The sequence below is a fragment of the Erythrobacter sp. JB1-7 genome, from assembly GCF_057365015.1.
The window spans coordinates 423083-448172 of sequence record NZ_CP200291.1 but is presented as its reverse complement, the minus strand read 5'-3'; the positions used below and the strand labels follow the sequence as shown (position 1 = coordinate 448172).

Genomic DNA, 25090 nt, shown 5'->3' with positions numbered 1-25090 from the left:
TTTGACTAGCCAGCGCAGGCCTTACCGCTTGGCGCAGCCCACGACGCTGGCATCCATCGCAGTCGCGACCCCTTGGAGGCTGTAGCGATCGGTAAAGCGCCTGCCATTGGCGGCAGTGACCGAAAGGCTCATATTTGATGCAGACCGCACAGCGGCAGTGATGGCGGCATCCATGCGCGCATCCTTGGCCCAGGCATTGCGCCCATTTGTGGCAAGTTCAAAAGTTTCGCTGCCGATCCGAAGCCGCGCCGATGTGCCTCCGCGCGCCGCTGCTGACAGCCGGATATGCAGCTGATTGCGGATATTGCGGCGGGGCCATGTGCCAATGCTGGCGAAGCTGCCTGCCTTTTTGGCATTGCGAGGCTTGGCGATGGCGTAACACCGCGGCGTCTCCGGATCACGAAACGCGGCCCAATTGGAATACACGCCCAGCGAATCCTTCGCGGCGACAGGGGCTGCGACCACCAAAGCGGTGAGGATAAGGGCAAGGGTAGCGGCTCTATTCATAGTGGATCGCCATCACTTCCCATTCTTTCGCACCTGCGGGAAGTCTTACTGTGCGCAAATCCCCGATACTTGCGCCTTTTAGCGCCTTTGCCATGGGCGATTTCCATCCGATCCGCCCTTTGCTGGCATCCTGTTCATCATCACCGACAAGCTGCACAATCTGGCGCGCATCATCCTCATCCGCCAATTCCACCCTTGCGCCAAAGAACACGCGCGTTTTGTCAGGCTGGTTCGCCGGATCGACCACACGGCACAGCTTCATCCGGCGCGCCAGATATCCCAGCTCGCGGTCAATTTCGCGCATGCGTTTGCGGCCATAAAGGTAATCGCCGTTCTCGCTTCGGTCGCCATTGCCCGCGGCCCAGCTGACAATCTCGACGATTTCCGGGCGCTCGGTGCCGAGCAAATGGTCATAGCGCGCCTTTAACGCGGCCATTCCCGCAGGCGAGATGGGCGGGCCGGGCTTCGTCGCCATTTTGCGTTACGGCAGAAAGGTTTCGACCCGGCGCGGCAGGCCCGCTTCTTGCGGGTACATATGGCTGTAGGTCACCCCATTGCCGATCACGCGCATGATGTAATAGCGCGTTTCGAAATTGGCGGGGATTTTCTCCACCCATGTCACCCAGTCAATCTCGCCCTTGCGCGGATCACCGTTTAGGCGCAGCCACTGGTTCACGCGGCCCGGCCCGGCATTATAGGCACCAACAGCCAGCGGATAAGCGCCGCCGTAATAATCCATCATCCGGGCAAAATACCCATCACCCAGCCTGATATTGTAGGACGGGTCGGAATAAAGGCTCGCCGACATATAGCGTAGCCCCAGCTTGCCCGCCTGTTCGCGCGCAGTGCCCGGCATGAGTTGCATAACTCCGCGAGCGCCTGCATGGCTGGTGCGGGTCCGGTCAAATTCGCTTTCCTGACGGCTGATCGCGTGGACCATGGTCCAGTCGTTAACGCGCGGCGTGGGATAAGTGGGAAAGCCGATCCGCTCAAACCCCTTAAACCCTGATGCGCCCGCTTCCATCCCGATCACGACCGACATTTCCGGCATGCCAAGTTCGGTTGCAAGCTGATGGGTGAGCATCAGGTCTTCAGCCGTTTTTGCAGAAGATCCGATGGCCTGGAAAAAGCGCCGCTCGGTCCGCCAATCGCGCCGGTTCGCCGCCATAGCGCGGATCGCCATGGTGAGCGGGCGGCTGTCAAATTCCGCTCTGACTTCAGGAGAAATCCGCATTTCAGGCAGAGGCGCAAATTCGGGCATTTGCCGGCCCAAAGCGCCGATGGACAGCTGGCCATAGTAATAATGCGGATATTCCGCCGCCATTTCGAAATAGCGGTTCGCCTCATCGCGCATGCCTGCCTGACGTGCGGCGCGGCCTGCCCAGTAAAAGCCCTTTGATTTGGTCAAAGGCGTGCGCGCACCCTTGCCATAGCGTTCGAACAAGGGCGCCGCCGCGCGGCCATCGCCCTGCCGCCACAAAGCGTTGGTGCCGCCTTTCCACATCAGATCGGTGTAGGTGTCGCGCAGTTTGAACGAACCCTTGGAAATATCCGTGCCCGGCGCAAACAGATCGTCGATTTTGCTCGCAATGCGCACTGTGTCGGAAACGCTGGCGGCCTTGGCAGCGGTCAGCATTTCTTCGACCAATTCTTCGGCTTCCAATGCAGGCGCATCAAATGGCACCCGGTTCGCAAGCGTCTGTATCATCGCGCCTGTCTGGCGGCGCGCGCGCTGATTGCTGGCAAGGTTATAGACATAACCTGCATCGCGCATCGCGCTTTGCGGTACGGGCACGCCGGCGGCCGCTGGCGTGGACCCATTCACCAGAGCGAGCCGCGCCATAGCGAGCGGGCGATCTTCAGCCCCGATATTCATCATCTGACGGGTCGCTGCCGCGCCGTTCTTTTGCCACAACAGCGCATCCATGCGCGCAGTGTGGTCCTCGTTTGAGAGTTGCGCGCCGTAAAGGCTTTGCAAATAGGCCTCGCTTGATGAAGCCATCGTGCCCCCGCGCCATGCAGCGCGCGCCGTCTCCAGCGCCTCTGGCCGTCCGGCTCCTGCCAAGGCCAGCGCATATCTTGCACGCGCTGTGTTGGTCAGCGGCGGATTGCGATCAAAATATTGCAGCAGCAAAGCAGAACTGGGCGCTTCGTTATCTAGGGCTTTTTCCGCGCGCAGCCGGATTATCTCCATACGCGGGAAAGTCGGAAATTCGAGCGCAAGGCTGGCATATTCGCCAAAACTGGCGGTGCGGCTTTTTTGCAGGCGTTCCCAGCGCGAAATCCCGGCGGCGACTTCGCCTGGCTGTTTGGCGACCATCTGCCTGCCGCTGTTTTGCTGGGCCCCATCAGAGCTTGCAAATTGGGCCGTGCAGGGCGCGGCAAGAGCAGCAGCCCCGGCAGCGATCAGAACGGCGAAAGTCTTGGGATAAGAATGCAATGTGTTAGCCATGCTGGACATTATGCAAAAAGGCTCCTTATCAAGCGCTGAACGACGCATCGGGCGAAACGCTTGATGGGTGATGTGAGAAACTAAAACTGCTGATTGGAATAAAACAATGTTTGCAGGGTCCATACCCGCTCTTGTGACACCTTTTCGCGAGGGAGAATTTGACGAGAAAACCTTTCGCGCGCTGGTGGATTGGCAAATAGAGCAGGGCAGCGCTGCGCTTGTTCCATGCGGCACAACGGGAGAGGCTTCAACCCTTTCCAATGCAGAACACCACAGAGTTATTGAGGTATGCGTCGAACAGGCTGCGGGCCGGGTGCCGGTGATTGCGGGCTGCGGCAGCAATGATACGCGCAACGCGGCCATGCACATGGTTTTTTCAAAGAAAGCGGGCGCGGCTGCCGGATTGTGCGTCGCGCCGTATTACAACCGGCCAAGCCAGGCGGGGCTGATCGCGCATTTCAGCTATTTGGCAGAGCAATGCGAGCTGCCCATCGTGCTTTATAATGTGCCGGGCCGCACCGTTACCGATATTGCGCCTGCCACCACGATTGAGCTCGCCAACCGTTACCCCGACCGGATCATCGCGATTAAAGATGCGAGCGAGGATCTGTCACGCGTAGCCGATCACCGGCGCGGGATCGGGCATGAATTTTGCCAGCTATCGGGCAATGACGAACTGGCGCTGCCGTTTAACGCGGCAGGCGGCAAGGGTTGCATTTCGGTGACGGCCAATGTTGCGCCCGCTTTGTGCGCGCAATTTCAGGCCGCGTGCAGCGATAATGATCTGGTGGAGGCGCGGCGATTGAACGACCTTTTGTACCCGCTGCATTATGCGATGTTTTCAGACAGCTCGCCCGGCCCGGTAAAATATGCGCTCAGCAGGGTGTTTGACGGGATCACGGACGAAGTGCGCCTGCCGCTTGTGCCCAGCAGCGATGCATCGCGCAAAGCGGTTGACGAAGCGCTCGCCCATGCCGGGCTGATTTAGCGTCAAGGCACTGGTGTTTAATCCGCCGGATTGTGCTTTTCGACAAAGCCGACCGCTTTTTTCAGCATTTGCTGCCGGGTGGCTGATAGCGAAAGCCAATGGTCCTCGCCTTCCAGCGTGACCATTTCATACGGCTTTTTGTGGTCTTTCAGCTTGTCCGCCATTTTCGACGAATGGCTATAGGGCACCACAGTGTCATCCTCGCCATGGATCAGCATGATGGGGGCATCGGCCCGATCAGCAAATTGGAGCGGGGATGCCTCTTTCCAGCGCGATGGATCGCCCAATTGTTCACGCAGCGCGATTTTGGTGGTGCGATCCCGGCCCGATGCGCGGTAATCTTCGCGGTACATATCGTTGATGTCGCTGACCGGCGCGACCGCGACTGCGCAGCGATAAATGCCTTGTTGCAGCGTGACACCAGCAAGGGCAGCATATCCGCCATAGCTGGCCCCCACGATGCATGCGCGGCTGGGATCGACAATTCCGGCTTCGGCGAGCGCATTCAGGCCGTCTGATTTGTCCGTCTGCATCTTACGGCCCCATTCGCCATATCCCGCGCGGCGAAAGGCCACAGTGCGATTGGTTGACCCTCTGAAATTGGGTTGGAACACCGCATAACCGCGTGATGCAAATGCCTGCGCCCACCAATCAAAGGTTGGCGTGTCATAAGAATGCGGTCCGCCATGGGGCAGCATGACAACGGGCAGGTTTTTCGCTTCGCGGCCGGGCGGCAATGTCAAAATGCCGTCCAATTCCAGCCCATCTGAGGCGGTGTATTCAAACGTGCTGATTTTGCCGACATGCTTGGGTTCAACCGCCAGCCTTTCATAAGCGATGGCATTGGCGCGCGATGTGCCCAGATCGACCGCGTAATAGGTACCGGAATCGCCATTGCCGCTGGTGCGCACGATCACATCGGAAAGATCGCTGGTCCAGCCTGACATCCATGATTCAAACGATGCAAACGCCTTGCGCACCCGCTCGGCGCGTTCCTGCAAGGTTTTGTCGGTGAAGATGTGGCGTTCATTGTCGTCCTCGCCCACGGTGTAACCCATCATTCGGCCCGTTGCGGGATCATAGAGAATGGTCTCACACTCAATGCCTTCAAGGAACGGGGTGGGGGTGCCGCCATCCTGACCGATAGTAAACCAATTGCCGCGCGCGTCTTCATCATCGACAGTGACGCGGTAGATCGCGCGGCTTCCGTCATTGGTCAGCCCGCGAAGGCCGATGGATGCGCGCTCCTGCTGACCTTTGGCGACCGTTTTGCCTTGCGCATTGGTGATGGACCAAGCGCCTGTAGTGTAATTGACATCGCGCCGAAACGCGATTTCGCCCTTTTCATCGATCAACCAGTCGCGCCCTTCATTGGTACGGGCAGCGTTTTGCATTTTTGTCGCTTCGAGTGTTTCGAGGTTGACCTTGTAAAGATGCGGGCGGCCATGATCGAAAAAATAGCGCGAGGTGTTTGATCCCCCACGGCGATCCTTCTTGAATTCCAATGCGCCGAAAAAGCCATAATGCGTGCCGCCAATTTTGCGGATGCCGTGAATTCCTATGATCGAGTTGTAGACCTTTTTCACATTGCCAAAGATCAAAGCGCTTTCTTGATCTGCAGGAATTGGGATGACGGTCGCGATGTCGAATTCGGCTTTATCGGTGGTGAAATTGCGCCCGAGATCCTGAGTCTGGCTGGTCACCATCAAAATGCGATCTTCGCCAATCCAGCGGATGGAGCGGATTTTCATATCGCCGACTTTGACGATTTTGATCGGGTCGGTCTGGTTTTCAACCGCAAGCAGCACGCGCTGGCCCTGAACGGTCGCCACCAGAGCATGCCGGTTCCCCGATGGTGACAGCGCAGTACGCTCTACATCGGGCAATTTGCCATATTCTTCGAGCGGGGGCATTTGCAACGCGGCGGCGCTGGCATCATCCTCAGCCGCAGCGCCCACTGGCAGCGACAGCACAGGCAAAGACATCGCACACAACAGAGCGACAACAGACGAACGCATTTGTAAAACCCCTTAGAAAATAGCCCCAAGCCCAAAGTAGAGCCAAATTGTGTGTCAGTTTCAAGAACAAACTCGTAAAATCAATAGCTAACGCGCGCATGGTTTGCCAATTGCGCCAAAATCCCTATGTCGCGTTTCATCATGGCACGCCCCAAACCCAAGACTTTCGATAAGATCAAAACCGTCGCGGAAAATCGCCGTGCGCGCTTTGATTATCATATCGAGGATAAGTTTGAGGCCGGGATCGCTTTGCAGGGGACAGAAGTGAAAGCTCTGCGCGCGGGCGAGGCGACGATTGCGGAAAGCTATGCCGAGGTAAAAGGCGGCGAGGTGTGGCTGATCAATTCAAACATCCCGGAATACAGCCACGGCAACCGCCAGAACCACGAACCGCGCCGTCCGCGCAAATTGCTGCTGAACGCACGCGAGATTGGCAAGATGTTCGGCGCGGTTGAGCGCAAAGGCATGACGCTGGTGCCTTTATCGGTGTATTTCAACGGGCAGGGCCGCGCGAAAGTTGAACTGGCACTCGCCAAAGGCAAGCAGGCGCATGACAAACGTGCCACCACCAAGGAACGCGACTGGAAACGCGACAAGGCACGGTTGATGCGCGAAAAAGGGTGAGGTTTATCGCAAAATATAAATAGCGCGATTCACCCACTGGTCATAAGGGATGCGCTACCCATATCGCATGCATGAAAACGCTGATGTCCTGATGCAAAAACCCGGCGCTCCCAGACGCTCGAAAGCAGGCTCCAAGACCTGGGGTGCGGATACGATCCGCCGGTTCATGCCATCGCGTGAGCAATTGGCGAACAACAAATATCTCGCGCCCATTGCGCACCGTTTTCTCTCGCCTGAATTGTGGCGTTTCACTCGCCGCTCAGTCCCGCGCGGGGTCGCTTTGGGATTGTTTTCCGCCTTTATCATTCCGGTGGGCCAGATATTCCTTTCTGCATTTCTGGCTTTGCCGATGCGCGCCAATGTGCCGCTGGCAGCCTTGGTCACTTTCATCACCAACCCGTTCACTTTTCCTTTCTGGATAGTCGTTGCCAACCGCGTGGGCGCATTGTTCATCGAATTTGACGCCGTCGCCGAGGAGGAATTGAACAGCGACACGTGGAGCTGGCTCACCGATTTCTTTGAGCTTGCGGGCACGACCGTGCTTGGCTTTGTCGTTCTGGCAGTTGTCACATCTTCGCTGGGTTACCTGATTTCGAGCGCGGGATGGCGCGTGCTGGTTGCACGCAGGCGGGCAAAACGTCTGGCAGAAATGGAAACCCGGCTCGACCGCCGTCGCAACTCTCAGTAAGACAATCGCCAATCCGAAGAAGGGATCAGCCGGGCAGCTTTCCGTTTGAACATCCTTCGCAAGCAAGCAGGCGCGCGTGAGCAAATTGTCTTCCATCCCCTCTGCATCTTCTGCACCCGCTCAGCCGGGGCTCGGCCTTGGATTGGCCCATGGTATAGTTCAGCCTGTGCCTGTCATGGGCCGCACTCTGGTCGCAGGCTTTCTTGCCGCAATCCTGGCAAGTGCAGGGCTGATTTACGTCGTCACCGCCAGCCTCGCGATGACGCTGGTGTTTGCTTTTGCGTTAGTCATCCTTGTTGGCGGAGTATTTGCGCTCGAACATATGCGCGTCGCCCCTCAGCCAATCGAGGCAGGCGCCGCCGACTGGTCAGTCACTATCGCTGCGATAGAGGCGATGAGCGAGAAATCGGGAGAAGCCATCGCCATCACCGACAGGGCCAACAGGCTGGTCTGCGCCAATGATGCGTTTGCGCAGAGCTTTGGCATCGAAAACGCGCCGCCGGCTCTCCCGCTCGAACGCGCAGGGCTGGAGGCGATCACCAAAGCGGCCAGAGAAGCCTGGCGCGATGGATCGGCAGGCGTTGAGGAGATCGAAAACCCCGCCGATCTGTCTTTGTGGAGCGCGATTGCGCACCGCGCCGGCCGGGGAGAGGATCACCTGATCTGGCGGTTCACCAAACTGCTTTCCTCAAGCGAAGAGACTTTGGCCGAACTCGATCTGCGCGGCGCTTTTGGCAAAATGCTCAGCCGGGCAGGGATTGAGACCGCGATCACTGGCGCTGATGGCATTGTGCGATCCGTCAGCAGCGGCTTTGCCGAACGCGCTGCGGGCGATCCGAATGCGACATTGGCAGGGCAGGATTTTGTCTCTTTCCTGCGCTCTGATGAAAGAGAGCGTCTGTTCTTCACGCGCGAAGGGCGGGGCGGCACTCCGCAAACGCTGATCGATGTGCCGCTGGTGGATCTGGAAACCCGGCCCGTATCAGCGGGCGAAGCTGGCCCGGATGACACGACCACATTGATGCTGGTGGTCGATAGCGGTGTGGGCATTGGCAGCGGCTGGGATGGATCAGCACAAGCGGGCGTATCGCAGCTTGACGCGCTGCTTGCGCAATTGCCGCTGGGCCTTGCAATGACAGACCGCGATGGCCGGTTCCTGTTTGGCAATCAGGCATTTCTGCGCGTGGTCGAACGCGAAGGGCGCGGGCTGCCATCTTTCCCTACTGATTTGGTGGTGCGCGAAGATAAAGCGGCGCTGTCCGATGCCGTGCGCCGCCATGGCCGCGGGCCAGCGACCAGCGGCGATATGGCGGTGCGTCTGTCCGCGCGGCCCGATGAACCGGTCTCGCTTTCGCTGGCAGGTGTGCGCGGATTGGGCGAGGCAGCGGTGCTTGTCAGCTTGACCGATCTCGTCGGAGGAAAATCAGCTCAAACGCCAGGTCGCACAGGCCACCAAGATGCAGGCGGTCGGCCAATTGGCAGGCGGCGTTGCGCATGATTTCAACAATGTCCTGACCGCGATTATTGGCACCTGCGATCTGATGCTGCTGCGGCACACGCCGGGCGACAGCGATTATGATGACATCCAGCAGATCCGCGCGAACTCCAACCGCGCCGCGTCCTTGACCCGCCAATTGCTCGCCTTTTCGCGTCAGCAGACCCTGCGGCCGGAAATCCTGCAATTGCCCGATGTGGTGAGCGAGGTAAGCCCGCTGATCAAGCGGCTGCTGGGCGAACAGATCACCTATTATGTCCAGCATGACCGCGATCTGGGTGCGGTGCGTGCCGATCCTCAGCAGCTTGAACAGGTGATCATGAACCTGGCTGTCAATGCGCGCGATGCGATTCAGGAAACCGGGCGCGGGGACGGGCGCATCTCGCTGTTCACGCGGTCCATGCAAGCCAAAGAGGTGATGAAGCTCGGCTCCGAAGTGCTGCCAGCGGCGGATTACACCGTGCTGTTGGTGCAGGATACAGGCGGCGGGATACCCCCGCATGTGCTGCCCAAATTGTTCGAACCCTTTTTCACCACGAAGGAACAGGGCAAAGGCACGGGGCTGGGCCTGTCGACCGCCTATGGCATCGTCAAGCAATCGGGCGGCTTTATCTTTGCCGACAATGTGATGGACAAGAACGGCCAGCCAACAGGCGCGCGCTTTACCGTCTATTTCCCCGTCCACCGCGGCGAGGTTCCCAAACGCAAAGAGGCCAAAGCGCCTGCCCCGTCATCCGATTGGTCAGTCGGCGGATCGATCCTGCTGGTGGAAGATGAGGACATGGTCCGCGCGGTCGCGGAACGCGCTTTGACCCGCGCAGGATACGAAGTCACCGCATGCCCCGGCGGCGAAGAAGGGCTGGCCGCGATCGGAGAAGGCAAAGCGTTTGACCTCGTTGTCAGCGATGTCGTGATGCCCGGAATGGACGGCCCCGCCATGGTTCGCGCCATCCGCGAGCGGCTGCCTGACATGCCGATCCTGTTCATGTCCGGCTATGCCGAGGAACAATTGCGCAAGGATATCGACATTCCCGATATGCATTTCATCGCCAAACCGTTCAGCGTTGCGGCGATTGGCGATAAAGTCGGCGCGGTGCTGCAAGCCGCCAAGGACGCATAAAGGTATTGTTTCGCAATAGGTTAGATCGCTTTCAACCGCTGCCGTTGAGGCGATATTCGCTGTGTTGGAAATAAAAATACGTTCCCCTCTTGTTCTTTTGGAACAAACGCGGTACATAGTGTATCCACAGAGGGGGCCAATAAAATCTCTTAATGGCTCTGGTGAACCTAAGGAGGCCGTGCGATGTCTGCGAAACTTAAGCTGGTGGAAAAGGAAAAAGGCGTGGACCGTCAAAAAGCGCTCGATGCTGCGCTCTCGCAGATAGATCGGGCTTTCGGCAAGGGGTCAGCGATGAAGCTGGGCTCGAAAGAGGCGATGGAGGTTGAAGCGATTTCAACCGGATCGCTCGGCCTTGATATTGCCCTTGGAATAGGCGGCCTGCCCAAAGGCCGCGTGATTGAGGTTTATGGCCCTGAAAGCTCCGGTAAAACCACGCTTGCACTGCATGTTATTGCGGAGGCGCAAAAAGCAGGCGGCACGGCGGCTTTCGTCGATGCGGAACACGCGCTTGATCCGGTCTATGCCAAGAAACTGGGCGTGGATATTGATGAACTGATCGTCTCGCAGCCCGATACAGGCGAACAGGCGCTTGAGATCACCGATACGCTGGTGCGCTCCAATGCGATTGATGTGCTGGTGGTCGATTCGGTGGCGGCTTTGGTTCCGCGTGCAGAGATCGAAGGCGAAATGGGCGACAGTCATGTTGGCCTTCAGGCCCGGCTGATGTCGCAATCGCTGCGTAAGCTGACAGGGTCAATCAACCGGTCGAAATGCATGGTGATTTTCATCAACCAGCTGCGCATGAAAATCGGAGTGATGTATGGCAACCCGGAAACAACCACGGGCGGCAATGCACTGAAATTCTACGCATCTGTACGCCTCGACATTCGCCGCACTGGCCAGATCAAGGACCGCGACGAAGTGATCGGCAATTCCACCCGCGTCAAAGTGGTGAAAAACAAGGTGGCGCCGCCGTTCAAGCAGGTCGAATTTGACATCATGTATGGCCAGGGCATCTCCAAAAAGGGTGAGATACTCGATCTGGGTGTGAAAGCGGGCCTCGTGGAGAAATCAGGCAGCTGGTACTCCTATGACAGCGTTCGCATCGGTCAGGGCCGGGAAAATTCGAAAACCTATCTCACCGAAAACCCCGAAGTTTGCGACAAATTGGAAGCCGCTATCCGTGGCCGCACCGATGAAGTCGCCGAAGAGATGATGACAGGCCCGGACGCGGAGCCTGACAGCTGATCTTCAAGCGGATAGCTGGCGTATCGCTGGCTCGGGCAGGGCGCTTTAGCCCTCTGGCGTAAGTCTTGGCGTAAATTGCGCCGCTCGATTGTCCGGGAAAATGGAACACCGGTTCATGTCCTTTGCGGGTATGGGCCGGTTTTCCGTTTGGCGCGCCCATTCGCGATAGTGGTGGCGGTAGTTGCGGCGGCAACGGCGGCAGTGTCGGGTGCTGCGGCGGGGGCAGCGGCTCGCCATTGCGCATCCGGTAACAGCGTAGTCCGTGCCGATTGTGCCGAATTGACCGCAATGGCTTGTCGGCCCGGCTTGGATTGCCTAACTGCCGATGCATGTCTTCGAGCACTCTAACTTCCACCAACGATATCCGCCGCTCATTTCTTGAGTTCTTCGGCAGAGACGATCACGCCATTGTGCCAAGCGCACCTCTGGTGCCCCACAACGATCCGACGCTGATGTTCGTCAATGCTGGCATGGTGCCGTTCAAGAATGTGTTCACGGGCCTTGAAACACCCCCTTCGCCGCGCGCGACATCTTCGCAGAAATGCGTGCGCGCAGGCGGTAAGCACAATGATCTCGACAATGTCGGCTACACCGCGCGGCATCACACATTCTTTGAAATGCTCGGCAATTTCTCGTTCGGCGACTACTTCAAGGAACAAGCGATTGAAAACGCCTGGACGCTGCTCACCCGCGAATGGGGGCTGTCGCCTGATAAACTCACTGCGACTGTTTACCACACCGATGATGAAGCCTTCGATCTGTGGCGCAAAATCGCGGGCCTCCCCGAAGACCGCATCATCCGCATCTCCACGAATGACAATTTCTGGTCAATGGGTGATACAGGCCCGTGCGGCCCGTGCTCAGAGATATTCTACGATCACGGCGAACACATACCCGGCGGCCCTCCCGGCAGCCCGGACGAAGATGGCGACCGCTTCGTTGAGATCTGGAACCTCGTTTTCATGCAATTCGACCAAAGCGCCGATGGCACGCGCCGCGATTTGCCCAGCCCGTCGATCGACACGGGCATGGGGCTCGAACGGGTCGCCGCCGTCATGCAGGGCGTGCATGACAATTACGACACCGACACATTCAAAGCGCTGATCGCCGCATCGCAGGCCATTACCGGCGAAGCGGCATCCTCGGAACAGATCGCAAGCCACCGTATCATCGCGGATCACTTGCGCTCATCCAGCTTTCTGATGGCGGACGGCGTGCTCCCGTCAAATGAAGGCCGCGGCTATGTCCTTCGCCGGATCATGCGCCGGGCGATGCGTCATGCTCATTTGCTGGGCGCCGATGCTCCGCTGATGCACAAATTGGTAGGCCAGCTGGTCACGGAAATGGGTCAGGCCTTTCCCGAATTACCGCGCGGTCAGGCGCTTATCGAAGAAGTGTTGCTGCGCGAGGAAACGCAGTTCCGCAAAACGCTCGATAAGGGGCTCAAATTGCTCGACGAGGCAACCGTGTCGCTCAGCGAAGGCGGCGAGCTTGAAGGCGAAACCGCATTCAAGCTCTACGACACTTACGGCTTTCCCTATGATTTGACCGAAGACGCGTTGCGCGCTCGCGGGATTGGGGTGGATAAAACCGGCTTCGATGCTGCCATGGCGCGCCAGAAAGAGGCAGCGCGTGCCGCATGGAAAGGGTCAGGCGAAGCGGCTTCGGGTGAGGTCTGGTTCGATATCGCGGAACGCGAAGGCTCCAGCGAATTCACCGGCTACACCGCAGTGCAGGGGAGCGGTAAGGTGTCAGCTCTGGTCAAGGACGGGGCAGAAACTGATCGCGCTGGCGCAGGCGATGAAGTGACGATTATCACAAACCAAACGCCGTTTTACGGCGAAAGCGGCGGGCAGGCGGGCGATACCGGCACCATCACAAGCCCCGCAGGACTGACGGCGAAAGTCACCGATACATCAAAACCGCTCGGCCGGCTCCACGCGCATCATGCTGTGATTGAGGCGGGTGAGATTGCGGTGGGCGACAATGTCCAGCTTGATATTGATGCGGGCAGACGGGACCGTATTCGCGCTAACCATTCCGCCACGCATCTTGTCCATGCCGCCTTGCGCAATCGGCTTGGCGGACATGTGACCCAAAAGGGATCGCTGGTGGCGCAGGACCGTTTGCGTTTCGATTTTTCCCATCCTTCCGCTTTAACCGATGACGATATCGCTGCGATTGAGGCGGACGTGAACGAGGAAATCCGCGCCAATCAGCCCGTTTCAACCCGCTTGATGAGCCCGGATGACGCGGTCGAAGCGGGCGCTTTGGCTTTGTTTGGCGAAAAATACGGCGATGAAGTGCGCGTTTTGGCCATGGGCCGCGCAGGCGATGAAGGTCGCGAGTTCTCAGTGGAATTGTGCGGCGGCACGCATGTGAGCGCGACGGGCGATATCGCTTTGTTCCGCATCATTTCGGAAAGCGCCGTGTCATCGGGCGTGCGCCGCATTGAGGCATTGACCGGAGATGCCGCGCGCCAGTGGCTGGTGGCCCGCGAGGATGCGCTAAAAGCAGCTGCGAGCGCCATTCGGGCGGCTCCCGATGAGGTTCCAGCGCGGATCACCGCCTTGCTTGAAGAACGCAAACGGCTCGAGAAAGAGCTGGCGGAAGCGAAGAAAGCTCTGGCGCTTGGCGGCGGCGGTGGCAGCGATGGGGGCGGCGCATCTGCTTCCGATGAGGACGTGGGCGGGGTTAAGTTTTCCGGCCAGGCGATCGAAGGCCTAAGCCCCAAGGAATTGCGGCCGCTGCTGGATGAGGCGAAGCAGCGCCTCGGTTCTGGGGTGGCAGCGATTGTCGCTGTCAATGATGGCAAGGCGAGCATTGCGGTTGCAGTGACCGATGATCTGACGGGAAGCACCAGCGCGGTCGATCTGGTGCGCGCCGGGGTCGAAGCGCTGGGCGGCAAGGGCGGGGGCGGACGGCCCGATATGGCGCAAGGCGGCGGTCCCGATGGCGGCAAAGCGGATGCGGCCATCGCGGCGGTGAAAGCGGCTTTGGTGGGGTAGGATTAACCGAAGGCCGAGAGCGCCGCGCTGTTACGCGGTGCTTTCCTCACCCGCGCTGCGCAGTTTTGGCTTTTCGCTTAAACCGCCATCACGCTCCAACGTCTCACGATATTCGTCGCGCTTGGCGTGGATGGACGCGATCACTGGCCCCATCGCCACTCCGATATCGACCAGCACGGCCTCTGATAGTTGGAGCGAGCTTTCTAGTGTTTCGGGCACGGCATGGCTCGCCCCTGCGCGGTAGAGCGCGGCGGCGTGATCCCCGTCGCGTGCACGCGCAACGATCAGAAGCTCAGGATAGGCCCCGCGCAGCTTTGTGACCAGACGCTGCGCCAGAACGGGTTCATCCATTGTCAGGACAACAGCGGGCGCTTGTTCAATGCCAAGCCGTGAAAGTGCGTCCCCGCGCACTGCATCGCCGAATGTGGCGCGGTAGCCATCGCGTTTGACCTCGCGCGATCAGATCGGGATCGGAATCGAGGATCACATAGGCTTTGTCATGCGCGCCCATCATATCAGCGACCAAGCGGCCAACCCGGCCGCCTCCAATGATGATGGTGCGTGATGCGTCGGTGTCTTCTTCAGGCAATTCGGGCACGTTTTCGATCCGGCGCGCGATCACCCTTCCAAGCTTTGCAAGCAGCGGCGTGATCGTAAGGCCAATCGCCGTCACGATCTGCCAGAATTGTGCGGTTTCCCGGTCAAGCACCAGCGCACTGGTGGCCGCTGCCAGCACGATGAGCGTTGTTTCTGAAGGGCTTGCCATCAACACGCCCGTTTCCGCCGCCGTGCTACGGCGCGCGCCCATCAGGCGTAAAAGCACACCGGTAACAATCGCCTTGAAAGTCAGCACGCCGACCACCGCGACCATTAGGGGGCCGAGCATTTCCCAGATCTGGAGGAGGTCAATGCTCATCCCGATAGTGATGAGGAACACGCCCAGCGCTAGGCCTTTGAACGGTTCGATGATCGTTTCCACCTCGCCGTGATACTCTGTCTCTGCGATCAGCAGTCCGGCGATCAGCGCGCCCACAATCGGCGACAGGCCCGTGGCAGCGGTGGCCAGGCTGGCTCCGATCACCACCAGCAAAGTGGCAGCCAGAAACAGCTCAGGGCTTTTGGTGCGCGCGGCCTGCGAGAAGAGGTGAGGCAGGGCATAACGGCCCAGAACCAGCAGGACCAGAACCACCAATCCCCCCTGGATCAGCGTGTTGGTAAGGCCTGAAACCCCCTCTGCCGATGCATTGGGAGCAAGCGCGCCAAGGATGAAGACAATCGGCACGATCATGATGTCTTCGAACAGCAGCATCGACAATGCCGCGCGGCCAACCGGGCTTTTGGTGCCCGATATCGGCAGCACAATGGCGGTGGAGGAGAACGCCAGCGCAAACCCCAACGAAAGCGCCGCAGTGCCATCCATCCCGCTTGCATAGAACAGGAACGCCGCGCCCGATGTGCCGATGATCAGCAATTCCAGCGAGCCAAGGCCGAACACGTATTTGCGCAATTGCCAGAGGCGGTTGAAGGACAGCTCCAACCCGATGGCAAACAGCAACAGGATGATCCCGAAATCGGCAAACGGGGTCAGCCTGTCAGGGTCTGATATGGTCACATATTGCAGCCATTCGATATCGCTGACCAGCTTGCCAAGGCCAAAGGGGCCAACAAGCACGCCGATCAGGATGAAACCGATAATCGGCGTGACGCGGAACCGGGCAAAGACGGGAATGACAATCCCTGCCGCGCCCAGGATCACCAGCGCATCCTGCATTACCGGGGAAAAGGAGAGATCGCCTGCCATAATTCGGAATTAGCGCTCCTTTAGGGCCAAGTCACCTGTGCTTGCGCGCGATTGCGCCAGAACAGATGCGGTTTGAACCGAAAAGGGCGGCCCATCCCAAAGGAATGGCCGCCCCTTTTATCCCGGCACCCTATACGCGCCGATTATCAGGTAGGAAAGCGGGTTATCACCCTGCCTTTTGCATTTCCTTTTCAAGATTGGTCACAATCGCTTCGAAGAACTGCTCTGTCGTCAGCCAGTTTTGCCCCGGACCGATCAGCAAGGCCAGATCCTTGGTCATGGAGCCTTTTTCGACTGTCTCGATGCAGACGCGTTCCAGTGTCTCGGCGAATTTCACCACTTCGGGTGTCTCATCGAATTTGCCGCGATACATCAATCCGCGCGTCCATGCGAAGATGGAGGCGATGGGATTGGTCGAGGTTGCCTTGCCCTGTTCGTGCTGGCGATAGTGCCGGGTGACAGTGCCATGCGCTGCTTCGGCTTCGACGGTTTTGCCATCGGGTGTCATCAGCACGGATGTCATCAGGCCCAGTGAGCCAAACCCTTGCGCAACCGTATCGGACTGCACATCGCCGTCATAGTTCTTGCACGCCCACACAAACTTGCCTGACCATTTGAGCGCAGAGGCGACCATATCGTCGATCAGGCGGTGTTCGTAGTGGATCCCGGCTTCTTTGAACTTGTCTGCAAATTCCGCTTCGTACACTTCTTCGAACAGGTCTTTGAAGCGGCCATCATACTTCTTCATGATGGTGTTCTTGGTCGACAGATAGACTGGCCATTTGCGATCAAGCCCGTAATTCATCGAAGCGCGCGCAAAGGCACGGATCGAGATCGTCAAGGTTATACATCGCCATGGCGACACCGGCGGTCTCGAACTCGAACACATCAAGGTCGATTTTCTCGCCATCCTCGCCTTCGAACACCAAGCGCAGCTTTCCCGCGCCGGGGATCAGCGTGTCGGTGGCGCGGTATTGGTCGCCAAAGGCATGGCGGCCAACCACAATCGGATCGGTCCAGCCCGGCACCAGGCGGGGCACGTTGTCGATCACGATGGGTTCGCGAAACACCACGCCGCCAAGGATGTTGCGAATGGTGCCATTGGGCGAACGCCACATCTTCTTGAGGCTGAATTCCTCCACCCGCGCTTCATCAGGGGTGATGGTCGCGCATTTCACACCAACGCCGAATTCCTTGATCGCATTGGCCGCATCCACAGTGATTTGGTCGTCTGTTTCATCGCGCTTTTCGATGGAGAGATCGTAATATTTCAGGTCAATATCGAGATAAGGGAGGATCAGCCTTTCGCGGATCCATTGCCAGATGATCTTTGTCATCTCGTCGCCGTCGAGTTCGACAACCGGATTTTTGACCTGAATTTTCTGCATAGCTAACTGCTCATCCCACAAGAGTGATTGTGCACAACAGTGATGTCTGATGTGATCCCTGTGCGCGCTCTAGCAGAGGTGCGCGAAGGTTCAAGATGGTGCGGGCTATTACTCGTGTAGGCCCCAGACACTTCAGAAGACATGGACCGAGACATGGCCCGAGACATGGCCGGAGACATGGACCGCATGTTACACGGTCCTGGCGAACAAAACTCTGCCACCAAAAACGCACCGCATGCGCCTGCTTGAAGGCAGCGGATCGGCGCGAAGAGGAGAGGGCAGGCGGCTTGCATTGCGAGGGGCGCTTTACCCCAGCCGCAGGCGTGTAGGAAAGCGGTCCATGACGGAACCGCATATCCAGCACCGTATCTCCGGCATGGGGCCCCTTGCGGGGATCAATCTATCAGAAAACCGTCAACGATGGTGGGCGTAGGAAGAGTTGAACTTCCGACCCCTGCAATGTCAATACAGTGCTCTACCACTGAGCTATACGCCCGCACTATCGTCGAAATGCTTCGGTTGTACCAACTGGTCATCCCAATTGGCTGGCCCAAAGCGAAGCGCGCAACTAGCGAAGCTGGCGCGCAAGCGCAAGAGCCTAAACGCTCGCTTCGCGCTGCTCTTCGAAAACGCGCTGCACTTCGAGCACCAGATCGCGCAGGTGAAACGGTTTCGAAAGCACTTTGGCATGGGGCTGTTCGCGGCTTGCGCGCAGCGACACAGCGGCAAATCCGGTGATGAACATCACCTTTGTGCGCGGCGAAATTTCCGCGCAGCGCTGCGCCAGTTCAATCCCATCCATTTCCGGCATCACAATGTCGGACAATAGCAAATCAAACTCTTCCGCCTCCAACATAGGCACCGCATCGGTGCCGCGGTCAACCGAGCTGACATCATATCCAGCATTGGTAAGCGCACGCACCAGATAGGTGCGCATGGCCTCATCATCTTCGGCCAACAGGATGCGGGGATTGGAAGTTTGCGTCATGCGAGAGCCATTAGCACGCGGCTGTTAAGAAATCTTTCTCTCAAACGCCAAGTGTCGCACTTTGAGATGGCCGCGCGTGAAAGTGTAAAGATTGCACAGTTTAGCGCGCATTGCGGCTTTGACTTGGGGGCTCAAACGGGGCAGCACATCCGGCAAATGGCTGACAATCCATCCAACCCCGAAAACTCCCCGCCGTCTGCCGCGCGGCCCACTTCTGCTCATCCGGCATCGTATCGCCGCGAATTGGCGAAAGTGCAGGGCGGTCAGGTGGGTGGCGGCGCAGATGGCGCGTCTTTGGGAGCAGCGTTCACCTATATCGCGCCCACCAGCATGCCGCTGCCGATTGTGATCGCGGTGCCGCATGCCGGGCGCGCTTATCCGCCATCAGTGCTGGCCAATATGCGTGATGAGGAGCTGGGCCAATTGCGGCTTGAGGATCGCCATGTCGATGCGCTGGGGGTTGAGATTGCCAAGGCCACGGGCGCAGGGCTGCTGGTGGCGCATGCCCCGCGCGCGATGCTCGATCTGAACCGCGCGCCCGAAGATGTTGATTGGGATATGATCGCGGGGGCAAAGCGTGATCCCGCCCGGCGCAAATCGCATTATGGCTCTCACACCGCAGGCGCGCATTCTGGCGGGATCAATCGCCGCGCGCGCAGCGGTTTGGGACTGGTCCCGCGCCGCTTGCCCGGATTTGGCGAGATATGGCGGCAGCAGATTGACCGGCCCGAACTCGATCGCCGGATTGATTGCATTCACCGGCCTTACCACGAATTTTTGAGCCAGGAATTGCAGCGCATTCGCGATATCTGGGGCGCGGCTTTACTGATTGACCTGCATTCGATGCCGCCTTTGCGCGCGCCGGTGGGGCATGATGCCGCGCCGCAAATTGTTCTGGGAGACAGGTTTGGCGCATCGTGCCATCATGTCTTCATCGCGCGGGCTATGCGCTATCTTGAGGAAAGCGGCATCGCTGCGGCGCATAATCGGCCTTATTCCGGCGGCTATGTGCTGGATCGCCACGCATCGCCCACGCGCGGCCTGCATGCGGTGCAGATTGAAGTGTGCCGTTCAGCCTATCTCGACACTCGCTTGAGCGAGCTGACCGGTGCGATGAAACCTTTGGCAGCCAAGCTGGCCGGTCTGGCGCGCGAATTGGGCGGGGAAGCGGCGCGCCTCGGCGGTGAGGGTCAGGCCCGGCAGGCGGCTGAATAACTCTTGCCACTGCGGCTTAAGTTTTCCCTCTAACACTCTGATAGAATGAAAAAACCACCCCGTGCAAGTTGCACGAGGTGGCCTAGGTTCAGGGAGGGCTGCACCTGAAGGCGCAGCGCCAGAGCGGTCAGTGAGGGGGGACCGCTCAGGCCTGAAAATAAGTATCGCAAAGCGGGGCTTCAAGAGGCCTGCAAGCATTTTCGCGGCGCGATCGCTTGCAGGCCTGAAAGCCGATCAATTGATCGTTTGCTGCTCAGGCACTTTGCCTTGTGCGGATTGCTTTTCAAAGATGACGCGCATCAGGTTCATCGAGAACATATGCGCGGTAATCAGCATCAGCATGCCATTTTTGTTGAGCGCCTCAACCGTCTCGGCTGGCAATTCGCGCAGCTTATTCTCATCGACCATTTTGAAGCCGCGATAGACGAATGGTTTTTCTGGATTGTCTGACCGGGTAATCGCAATTTCGCCATCCATCAGAATGTCGAGCTTTTTCAGCTCTTCCAGAAACGCTTTGGTGCGCTGGCCGGATTCTTCGAACTTCTTGCAGAATTCGAGCACGCCTTTGGTGTATTCGGTCGCTTCGCCATTGTCGAACAGGACATTGCCATCATCCTGTTTTTTCACGACATCTGCGCTGGGGTCAAAGCACAGCGACATATCGTCTGTGTCTTTTTGCAGCTTGGCAAGCAGGAACGGATAGCGGCGCACATAGGCCGGGACATAGACGTCCGAAACCATCAGTCCGTCATCCCCAATAAAGACATTCACGCCTTCATTCAGACCCATAAGCGCAATCGGCAACGGATCTTCGCCAGCGGTGAATACGATGGGGTAATTGCGCTGCGCATCGACAAATTCATCGACGGTGAGCGGAATTGCGTGCGTTTCGGCAAGGAAAGCGGCGTTGCTGAAAGCGCTGACTTTCCAATCGCCATGATCGCGGCTGTTTAGCGGAAGCAGGTCTTTGTAAAACAGCGGAAGTTGCGGCTGCGGCGCGCTGGCCATGGGGTAGTCTCCGAAAATAGAGGTGAAAAACTGGTCTCGGTGTGTGTTGGCATGGGGGTAAACCCGCGCCGATCACCGGATGGGAGAGGGCTTTAGGCGCTCATCCGAAATGGTGCAAGCGCGGCTGTGATTATGCGCAGATCAAGCCTGCGCAGGCGGCACCAGCTTGCCCGGATTTAGAATGCCATCGGGATCAAGAGCGTGTTTTACCCGCCGCATCATCGACAAAGCGGCCGGATCGCCAAGGCGGCCAAGCTCATCCACTTTCATCTGGCCAATGCCGTGTTCTGCGCTGATCGATCCGCCCCACTGGGTAACCAGATCGTGCACGCGCGCGCTGATCTTTTTGCCCTGCGTCTCCTCCCATTCGCCGCGCACTGCGCTGGCAGGGGCAAGGATGTGGAAATGCACATTGCCATCGCCCAAATGACCAAAGGCAACGCCGCGCGTGCCGGCAAATTCCGCTTCGATTGCGGGGATCGCGGCGAGGATGAATTCCGGCATTGTCTCTACAGGGACAGAGATATCGTGCTGCATCGCCGGACCCAAAGCGCGCTCTGCCGCCGATATCGAATCGCGCAGGTGCCAGAAAGCGTCTGCTTGCGCCTCACTCGCAGCAAAAGCGGCATCGTCCAGCAGCCCTTGTTCCATCGCCTGCGCCAACGCCTGCTGAAGCGCTTCGCCAAGGCTGGCATCATCGCCGCGCGCCGCCACGCATTCGATCAGCGCGTTCCATTCGTGCCGCCCGGTAAGCGGAGAGCGGCTGCCCGGCACATGAGCAAGCACGCTATCGAGGCAATGGGCAGGCACCACTTCAAACCCTTCGAGCGTATCGCCCATCGCCGCCTGCATTGCGGTAAGCAATGTGCGCGCCTCTTTAATGCCGGTCAGGCCCGCCCACGCCGTCGCCCGCGCAGTGGGGGCCGGCAGCAGGCGTAAGGTTGCCGCTGTGACAATGCCCAATGTCCCCTCTGACCCGATCATCAATTGCTTCAGATCAAATCCGCGATTGTCTTTCTTTAGCGCGGTGAGCCCTTCGTAAATCTGACCATCGGCCAGCACCGCTTCTATCCCCAGCACCTGCGCGCGCATGGTCCCGTGGCGCAGCACCTGAGTGCCGCCCGCATTGGTCGAAATCAGTCCGCCAATGGTCGCCGATCCGCGCCCGCCCAGCGTTAAGGGAAAGCGCATGCCCGCCGCCTCTGCCGCTTCCTGAAAGGTTTGGAGGATTACGCCTGCATCCACCACCGCCTGGCCTGCATTCTGATCAAGGGTGCGGATTGAATTCATCCGCCGCAAAGACAGCACGAGCGCTTCGCCGCTGTCATCGGGCGTTGCCCCGCCGACCATGCCGCTATTGCCGCCTTGCGGTACAATCGCCACCCGGTGCCGGGCGCACAGGGCGACAATGTCAGCAACCTCGGGCGTGTTTGCAGGCGATGCCAGCGCAAGCGCGCGGCCCTTATACCGCCCGCGCCAATCGGTCAGCCATGGCTCAACCAGATCAGGATCGCGCGTCAAACCCTTGGGGCCCAGCACCTTTGCCGCCTCATCCAGAAAGGCTGCATTGCTGCGGGAAGTTTCGGATGGATTGCGGCTCGCCATAATTGTTGCGCCTATGCCACATTATAACACCGCGTGACCAGCCTTTTACCGCGAGGCCTGCGCGCAGTTAAGCCGCTGTTCAATCATCAATGTTAGGGCGGCGATGCAGCCGTGCGAAAATTGCGGCTAAGGGATCTTCAGGAGGGAACCCGAACCACAATGCCAAGCCTGTTCTCCATCGCTGCACCCGCAGTGCTGCTTGTGCCAGCTATTGGCATGGGGCTTAGCGGCGAGCTGAGCGCAAGCGAGGGCGCGCCGATTGAAGCCGCTGAAGGGAATGCGGGCGACAAATCCGAGCAGCGCGCAGCGTCTGCGCAGATCAAATCACAGGCCATCTCACAGGCTATTTCACAGGCCATCTCACAGGCCAAATCGGCCGATCCGCAAACACTTACACAGGCCAGCGATCCGGTTCGCCAGTTCCGTCAACATGCCGTCTGGCGCCAGACCCGCATCGAACAGCGCGTTATCATCCGCATCTCGCCGCGGCGCACCAGCAGCAGCGGCGGAGACCTGTTTTCGCGCCTGCCGCGCCGGTCACTCAATGCACGCTATGTCGAACGCAAGACCGATAAATGCGTGGCGGTGGACAAGATTTCGGGCGTGCAAACAGGCAGTGGCAATCGGCTTTTGCTGTTTATGCGCAATCAGAAAATCATGTCGATCAATCTCGAAAAAGCCTGCCGCGCGCGCGATTTCTATTCCGGTTTCTATGTTGAGAAAAACAGGGACGGCAAGCTTTGCGTCAAACGCGACCGGCTGCATTCCCGCAACGGGGTGAAATGCGAAGTGAAACGGATGCGCCAATTGGTCGCAGTTACCGAGTAAGCCCGCGCGCCAGCTGTCCCACTGGTCTGCCCATACGCGTACACGGCGATTTCTTGACTTTTTGCTGAATTTACGACTAAGGGGCGCTGTCGCGAGCGAGGCTTTCTTGCTCTGCGCATACCCGGCAGACATTCTTTCTGCCTTCTTACCGATCATCGGCGCAGCTTCTTAATACAAAAGAACCTGCAAAGGGATCGCCTTTTCAAAGATTGAACACGCTGCATGACATTTGCCGATCTCGGCCTCTCACCTGAATTGCTGAAAGCCGTGGACCTTGCGGGCTATACCGAGCCGACCGCGATCCAGGCCGAAGCCATCCCCGCCATCCTGATGATGAAGGACATGATCGGGATCGCGCAGACGGGCACCGGCAAAACGGCGAGTTTCGTGCTGCCGATGATCGACGTGATGGCTTCCGGGCGCAGGCGGGCTTTGATGCCGCGCTCGCTTATCCTGGAGCCGACCCGCGAATTGGCCGCACAGGTTGCGGAGAATTTTGAAAAATACGGCGCGAACCACGATCTGAAAATGGCGCTGCTGATCGGCGGCGTGCAGATGGGCGACCAATTGAAAGCTCTGAACGAAGGCGTTGACGTGCTGATCGCGACACCAGGCCGGTTGATGGACTTGTTTGAGCGCGGCAAGATCCTGCTTTCAGGATGCGAATTGCTGGTGATCGACGAAGCGGACCGGATGCTCGATATGGGCTTTATCCCTGATATCGAATTCATCTGCTCCAAATTGCCCGAAACCCGGCAGACCATGCTGTTTTCCGCGACCATGCCGCCGCCGATTGAGAAGCTGGCCAAGACCTTTCTCACCAATCCCAAACGGATTGAAACCGCCCGCGCGGCCACCACGAACAAAGATATCACCGCGTTCAAAGTGCCCGTTGACGCGCGCAAGAAACGCGAGACTTTGCGCTGGCTTTTGGCTCACGATCAGGTCGATACCGCGATTATCTTTGCCAACCGCAAAACGACCGTTCGCGAGCTGAACAAGAGCCTTCAGGGCTACGGCTTTGCCTCAAGCGAAATTCATGGCGACATGGATCAGGGATCGCGTTTGAAAGAGCTGGAGCGGTTCAAAGCGGGCGAGGTCAATATCCTTGTCGCGTCTGACGTCGCAGCGCGCGGGCTGGATATTAAAGGCGTCTCTCACGTTTTCAATTTCGACACGCCCTGGCACCCCGATGATTATGTCCACCGCATTGGCCGCACGGGCCGGGCAGGGGCAAAAGGGCGCGCCTTCACCTTTGTGGCGAAGGAAGATGCTGAAGCAATCGACAATGTCGAGAAGCTGACAGGCTCCAAGATCAAGGTGTTTGGCAAAGACGATGTGCGCGTCGAACTGGCCGATCCGGGCGAGAAGAAACGCGCGCAAAGGGATGATGCGGAAAGCCGGGAGGAGCGCGAGGAGCGCAAACCCCGCTCTCGCAATCGCAAACGTGACGAGGACGGCGAAACCGCGCCCAAACCCCGCCGCAAACGCGCTGCTTCCTCGGATGACAAATCAGGCGAAGGGGCACAGGAAAAGCCTGCGCGCCAATCGCGCAGCCGCCGCCGCGATGAGGATGACGAACCCGTCGCGCCGGGCGAATGGAACGGACCAAAGCCGGGCTTTCTCGATGTCGGATTTGGCGGTTAGACCGGGCCATTTTCGCGCAGCACACCGCCTGCGCGGCCTTTAACCGATAAAGCAGTTTGCCATGGCCTATCCCAGCACCACGCGGGCAGAACGCTTAGCCGATGGGATCATCCACGCGGTCAGCCTTTCAGGATTTGCCATTGCAAGCGCGGTTCTTGCCTTTCGCGCCGCGCAAAGCGGATCGGCAGCGCTGCTGGTGGCGGTTAGCGTCTATGCGCTGGCCGCGATATTTTCGATCAGCATATCTTTCGCCTATCACCTGCACCCGCGCCACGATTTAAGAGCGCGATTGCGCCGCTGGGATCATGCGGCGATTTATCCCGTGATTGCAGGGACTTTCAGCCCGCTCTTAATATCGGCAGGCACATTTTACGCTTACGGTCTGCTTACCTTGATCTGGATATTAGCGCTGATGGGGGTCGCTTTCAAAGTGGTGAGCAAGGACATGGATCTCGCGCTGGT

General features: G+C 58.7%; 15 protein-coding genes, 1 tRNA gene and 4 pseudogenes. 10 read left to right on the top strand and 10 right to left on the bottom strand.

Annotated elements, in window-relative coordinates; translation table 11 throughout:
• Positions 1-21 precede the first annotated feature (21 nt).
• From AC0V6W_RS02185 to AC0V6W_RS02175, 3 genes are read right to left on the bottom strand one after another with little or no spacing between them, the layout of a single operon-like run.
• Entirely contained in the window at positions 22-507 is a 486-nt protein-coding gene (locus AC0V6W_RS02185; protein WP_486146700.1) for an invasion associated locus B family protein, read from the bottom strand.
• Positions 500-982, bottom strand: coding sequence for a transcription elongation factor GreB (gene greB / locus AC0V6W_RS02180; RefSeq protein WP_486146698.1), 483 nt, complete (start codon positions 980-982; stop codon positions 500-502). The genes AC0V6W_RS02185 and greB overlap by 8 nt, the downstream gene beginning before the upstream one ends.
• Before the next feature lie 6 nt (positions 983-988).
• Positions 989-2968, bottom strand: a complete 1980-nt coding sequence (locus AC0V6W_RS02175; RefSeq protein ID WP_486146696.1) for a lytic transglycosylase domain-containing protein — start codon at positions 2966-2968, stop codon at positions 989-991.
• Between the two features lie 97 nt (positions 2969-3065).
• On the opposite strand from AC0V6W_RS02175, the gene dapA reads away from it, so the two are divergent.
• A complete protein-coding gene (gene dapA / locus AC0V6W_RS02170; RefSeq protein ID WP_486146695.1) occupies positions 3066-3947 on the top strand; it encodes a 4-hydroxy-tetrahydrodipicolinate synthase in 882 nt (293 codons plus the stop codon).
• Positions 3948-3964: 17 nt separating this feature from the next.
• Here dapA and AC0V6W_RS02165 read toward each other — a convergent pair whose 3' ends face one another.
• Positions 3965-5965 carry an alpha/beta hydrolase family protein gene (locus AC0V6W_RS02165; protein ID WP_486146694.1) on the bottom strand — a complete coding sequence of 667 codons (2001 nt, stop codon included), beginning with the start codon at positions 5963-5965 and terminating at the stop codon, positions 3965-3967.
• Positions 5966-6106: 141 nt separating this feature from the next.
• Here AC0V6W_RS02165 and smpB point away from each other — a divergent pair, with 141 nt between their 5' ends.
• From smpB to alaS, 5 genes and pseudogenes are all read left to right on the top strand, one after another.
• Entirely contained in the window at positions 6107-6589 is a 483-nt protein-coding gene (gene smpB / locus AC0V6W_RS02160) for an SsrA-binding protein SmpB (RefSeq protein ID WP_486146693.1), read from the top strand.
• Positions 6590-6755: 166 nt separating this feature from the next.
• Complete coding sequence (locus tag AC0V6W_RS02155; RefSeq protein ID WP_486151436.1) at positions 6756-7277, top strand: DUF2062 domain-containing protein; 522 nt, start codon at positions 6756-6758, stop codon at positions 7275-7277.
• Between the two features lie 175 nt (positions 7278-7452).
• A pseudogene (locus AC0V6W_RS02150) lies at positions 7453-9892 on the top strand (response regulator).
• 183 nt (positions 9893-10075) lie between these two features.
• A complete protein-coding gene (gene recA, locus AC0V6W_RS02145) occupies positions 10076-11140 on the top strand; it encodes a recombinase RecA (RefSeq protein ID WP_486146691.1) in 1065 nt (354 codons plus the stop codon).
• A gap of 329 nt (positions 11141-11469) precedes the next feature.
• Positions 11470-14148 (top strand): alanine--tRNA ligase, encoded by a 2679-nt coding sequence (alaS, locus tag AC0V6W_RS02140; protein ID WP_486146689.1) that lies wholly within the window; start codon positions 11470-11472, stop codon positions 14146-14148.
• A gap of 30 nt (positions 14149-14178) precedes the next feature.
• Here the strand turns inward: alaS and AC0V6W_RS02135 are convergent.
• The 4 genes and pseudogenes from AC0V6W_RS02135 to cpdR form a co-directional block, all read right to left on the bottom strand.
• A pseudogene (locus AC0V6W_RS02135) lies at positions 14179-15949 on the bottom strand (cation:proton antiporter domain-containing protein).
• 166 nt (positions 15950-16115) lie between these two features.
• A pseudogene (locus AC0V6W_RS02130) lies at positions 16116-17337 on the bottom strand (NADP-dependent isocitrate dehydrogenase).
• A gap of 421 nt (positions 17338-17758) precedes the next feature.
• Positions 17759-17833: transfer RNA gene (locus tag AC0V6W_RS02125), tRNA-Val, on the bottom strand.
• A gap of 102 nt (positions 17834-17935) precedes the next feature.
• Positions 17936-18325: a cell cycle two-component system response regulator CpdR gene (gene cpdR, locus AC0V6W_RS02120; RefSeq protein ID WP_486146687.1), complete on the bottom strand. Its 390-nt coding sequence runs from the start codon at positions 18323-18325 to the stop codon at positions 17936-17938.
• Positions 18326-18481: 156 nt separating this feature from the next.
• Between cpdR and AC0V6W_RS02115 the strand changes: the two genes are divergently transcribed.
• Positions 18482-19540: an N-formylglutamate amidohydrolase gene (locus AC0V6W_RS02115; RefSeq protein WP_486146685.1), complete on the top strand. Its 1059-nt coding sequence runs from the start codon at positions 18482-18484 to the stop codon at positions 19538-19540.
• 234 nt (positions 19541-19774) lie between these two features.
• On the opposite strand, the gene AC0V6W_RS02110 is transcribed toward AC0V6W_RS02115, so the two are convergent.
• Together AC0V6W_RS02110 and AC0V6W_RS02105 are read right to left on the bottom strand one after the other, a co-directional pair.
• Positions 19775-20548 carry a SapC family protein gene (locus AC0V6W_RS02110; protein WP_486146683.1) on the bottom strand — a complete coding sequence of 258 codons (774 nt, stop codon included), beginning with the start codon at positions 20546-20548 and terminating at the stop codon, positions 19775-19777.
• Between the two features lie 141 nt (positions 20549-20689).
• Positions 20690-22153, bottom strand: a complete 1464-nt coding sequence (locus tag AC0V6W_RS02105) for an FAD-binding oxidoreductase (RefSeq protein ID WP_486146681.1) — start codon at positions 22151-22153, stop codon at positions 20690-20692.
• A gap of 159 nt (positions 22154-22312) precedes the next feature.
• Here AC0V6W_RS02105 and AC0V6W_RS02100 point away from each other — a divergent pair, with 159 nt between their 5' ends.
• From AC0V6W_RS02100 to trhA, 3 genes and pseudogenes are all read left to right on the top strand, one after another.
• The gene (locus tag AC0V6W_RS02100; protein WP_486146680.1) at positions 22313-22981 is read left to right on the top strand and encodes a hypothetical protein; all 669 of its coding nucleotides are present in this window, start codon (positions 22313-22315) and stop codon (positions 22979-22981) included.
• Positions 22982-23203: 222 nt separating this feature from the next.
• Entirely contained in the window at positions 23204-24628 is a 1425-nt protein-coding gene (locus AC0V6W_RS02095) for a DEAD/DEAH box helicase (protein ID WP_486146678.1), read from the top strand.
• 61 nt (positions 24629-24689) lie between these two features.
• Positions 24690-25079 (top strand): annotated as a pseudogene (trhA, locus tag AC0V6W_RS02090) (PAQR family membrane homeostasis protein TrhA); the annotation flags it as partial.
• Between the last annotated feature and the right edge of the window lie 11 nt (positions 25080-25090).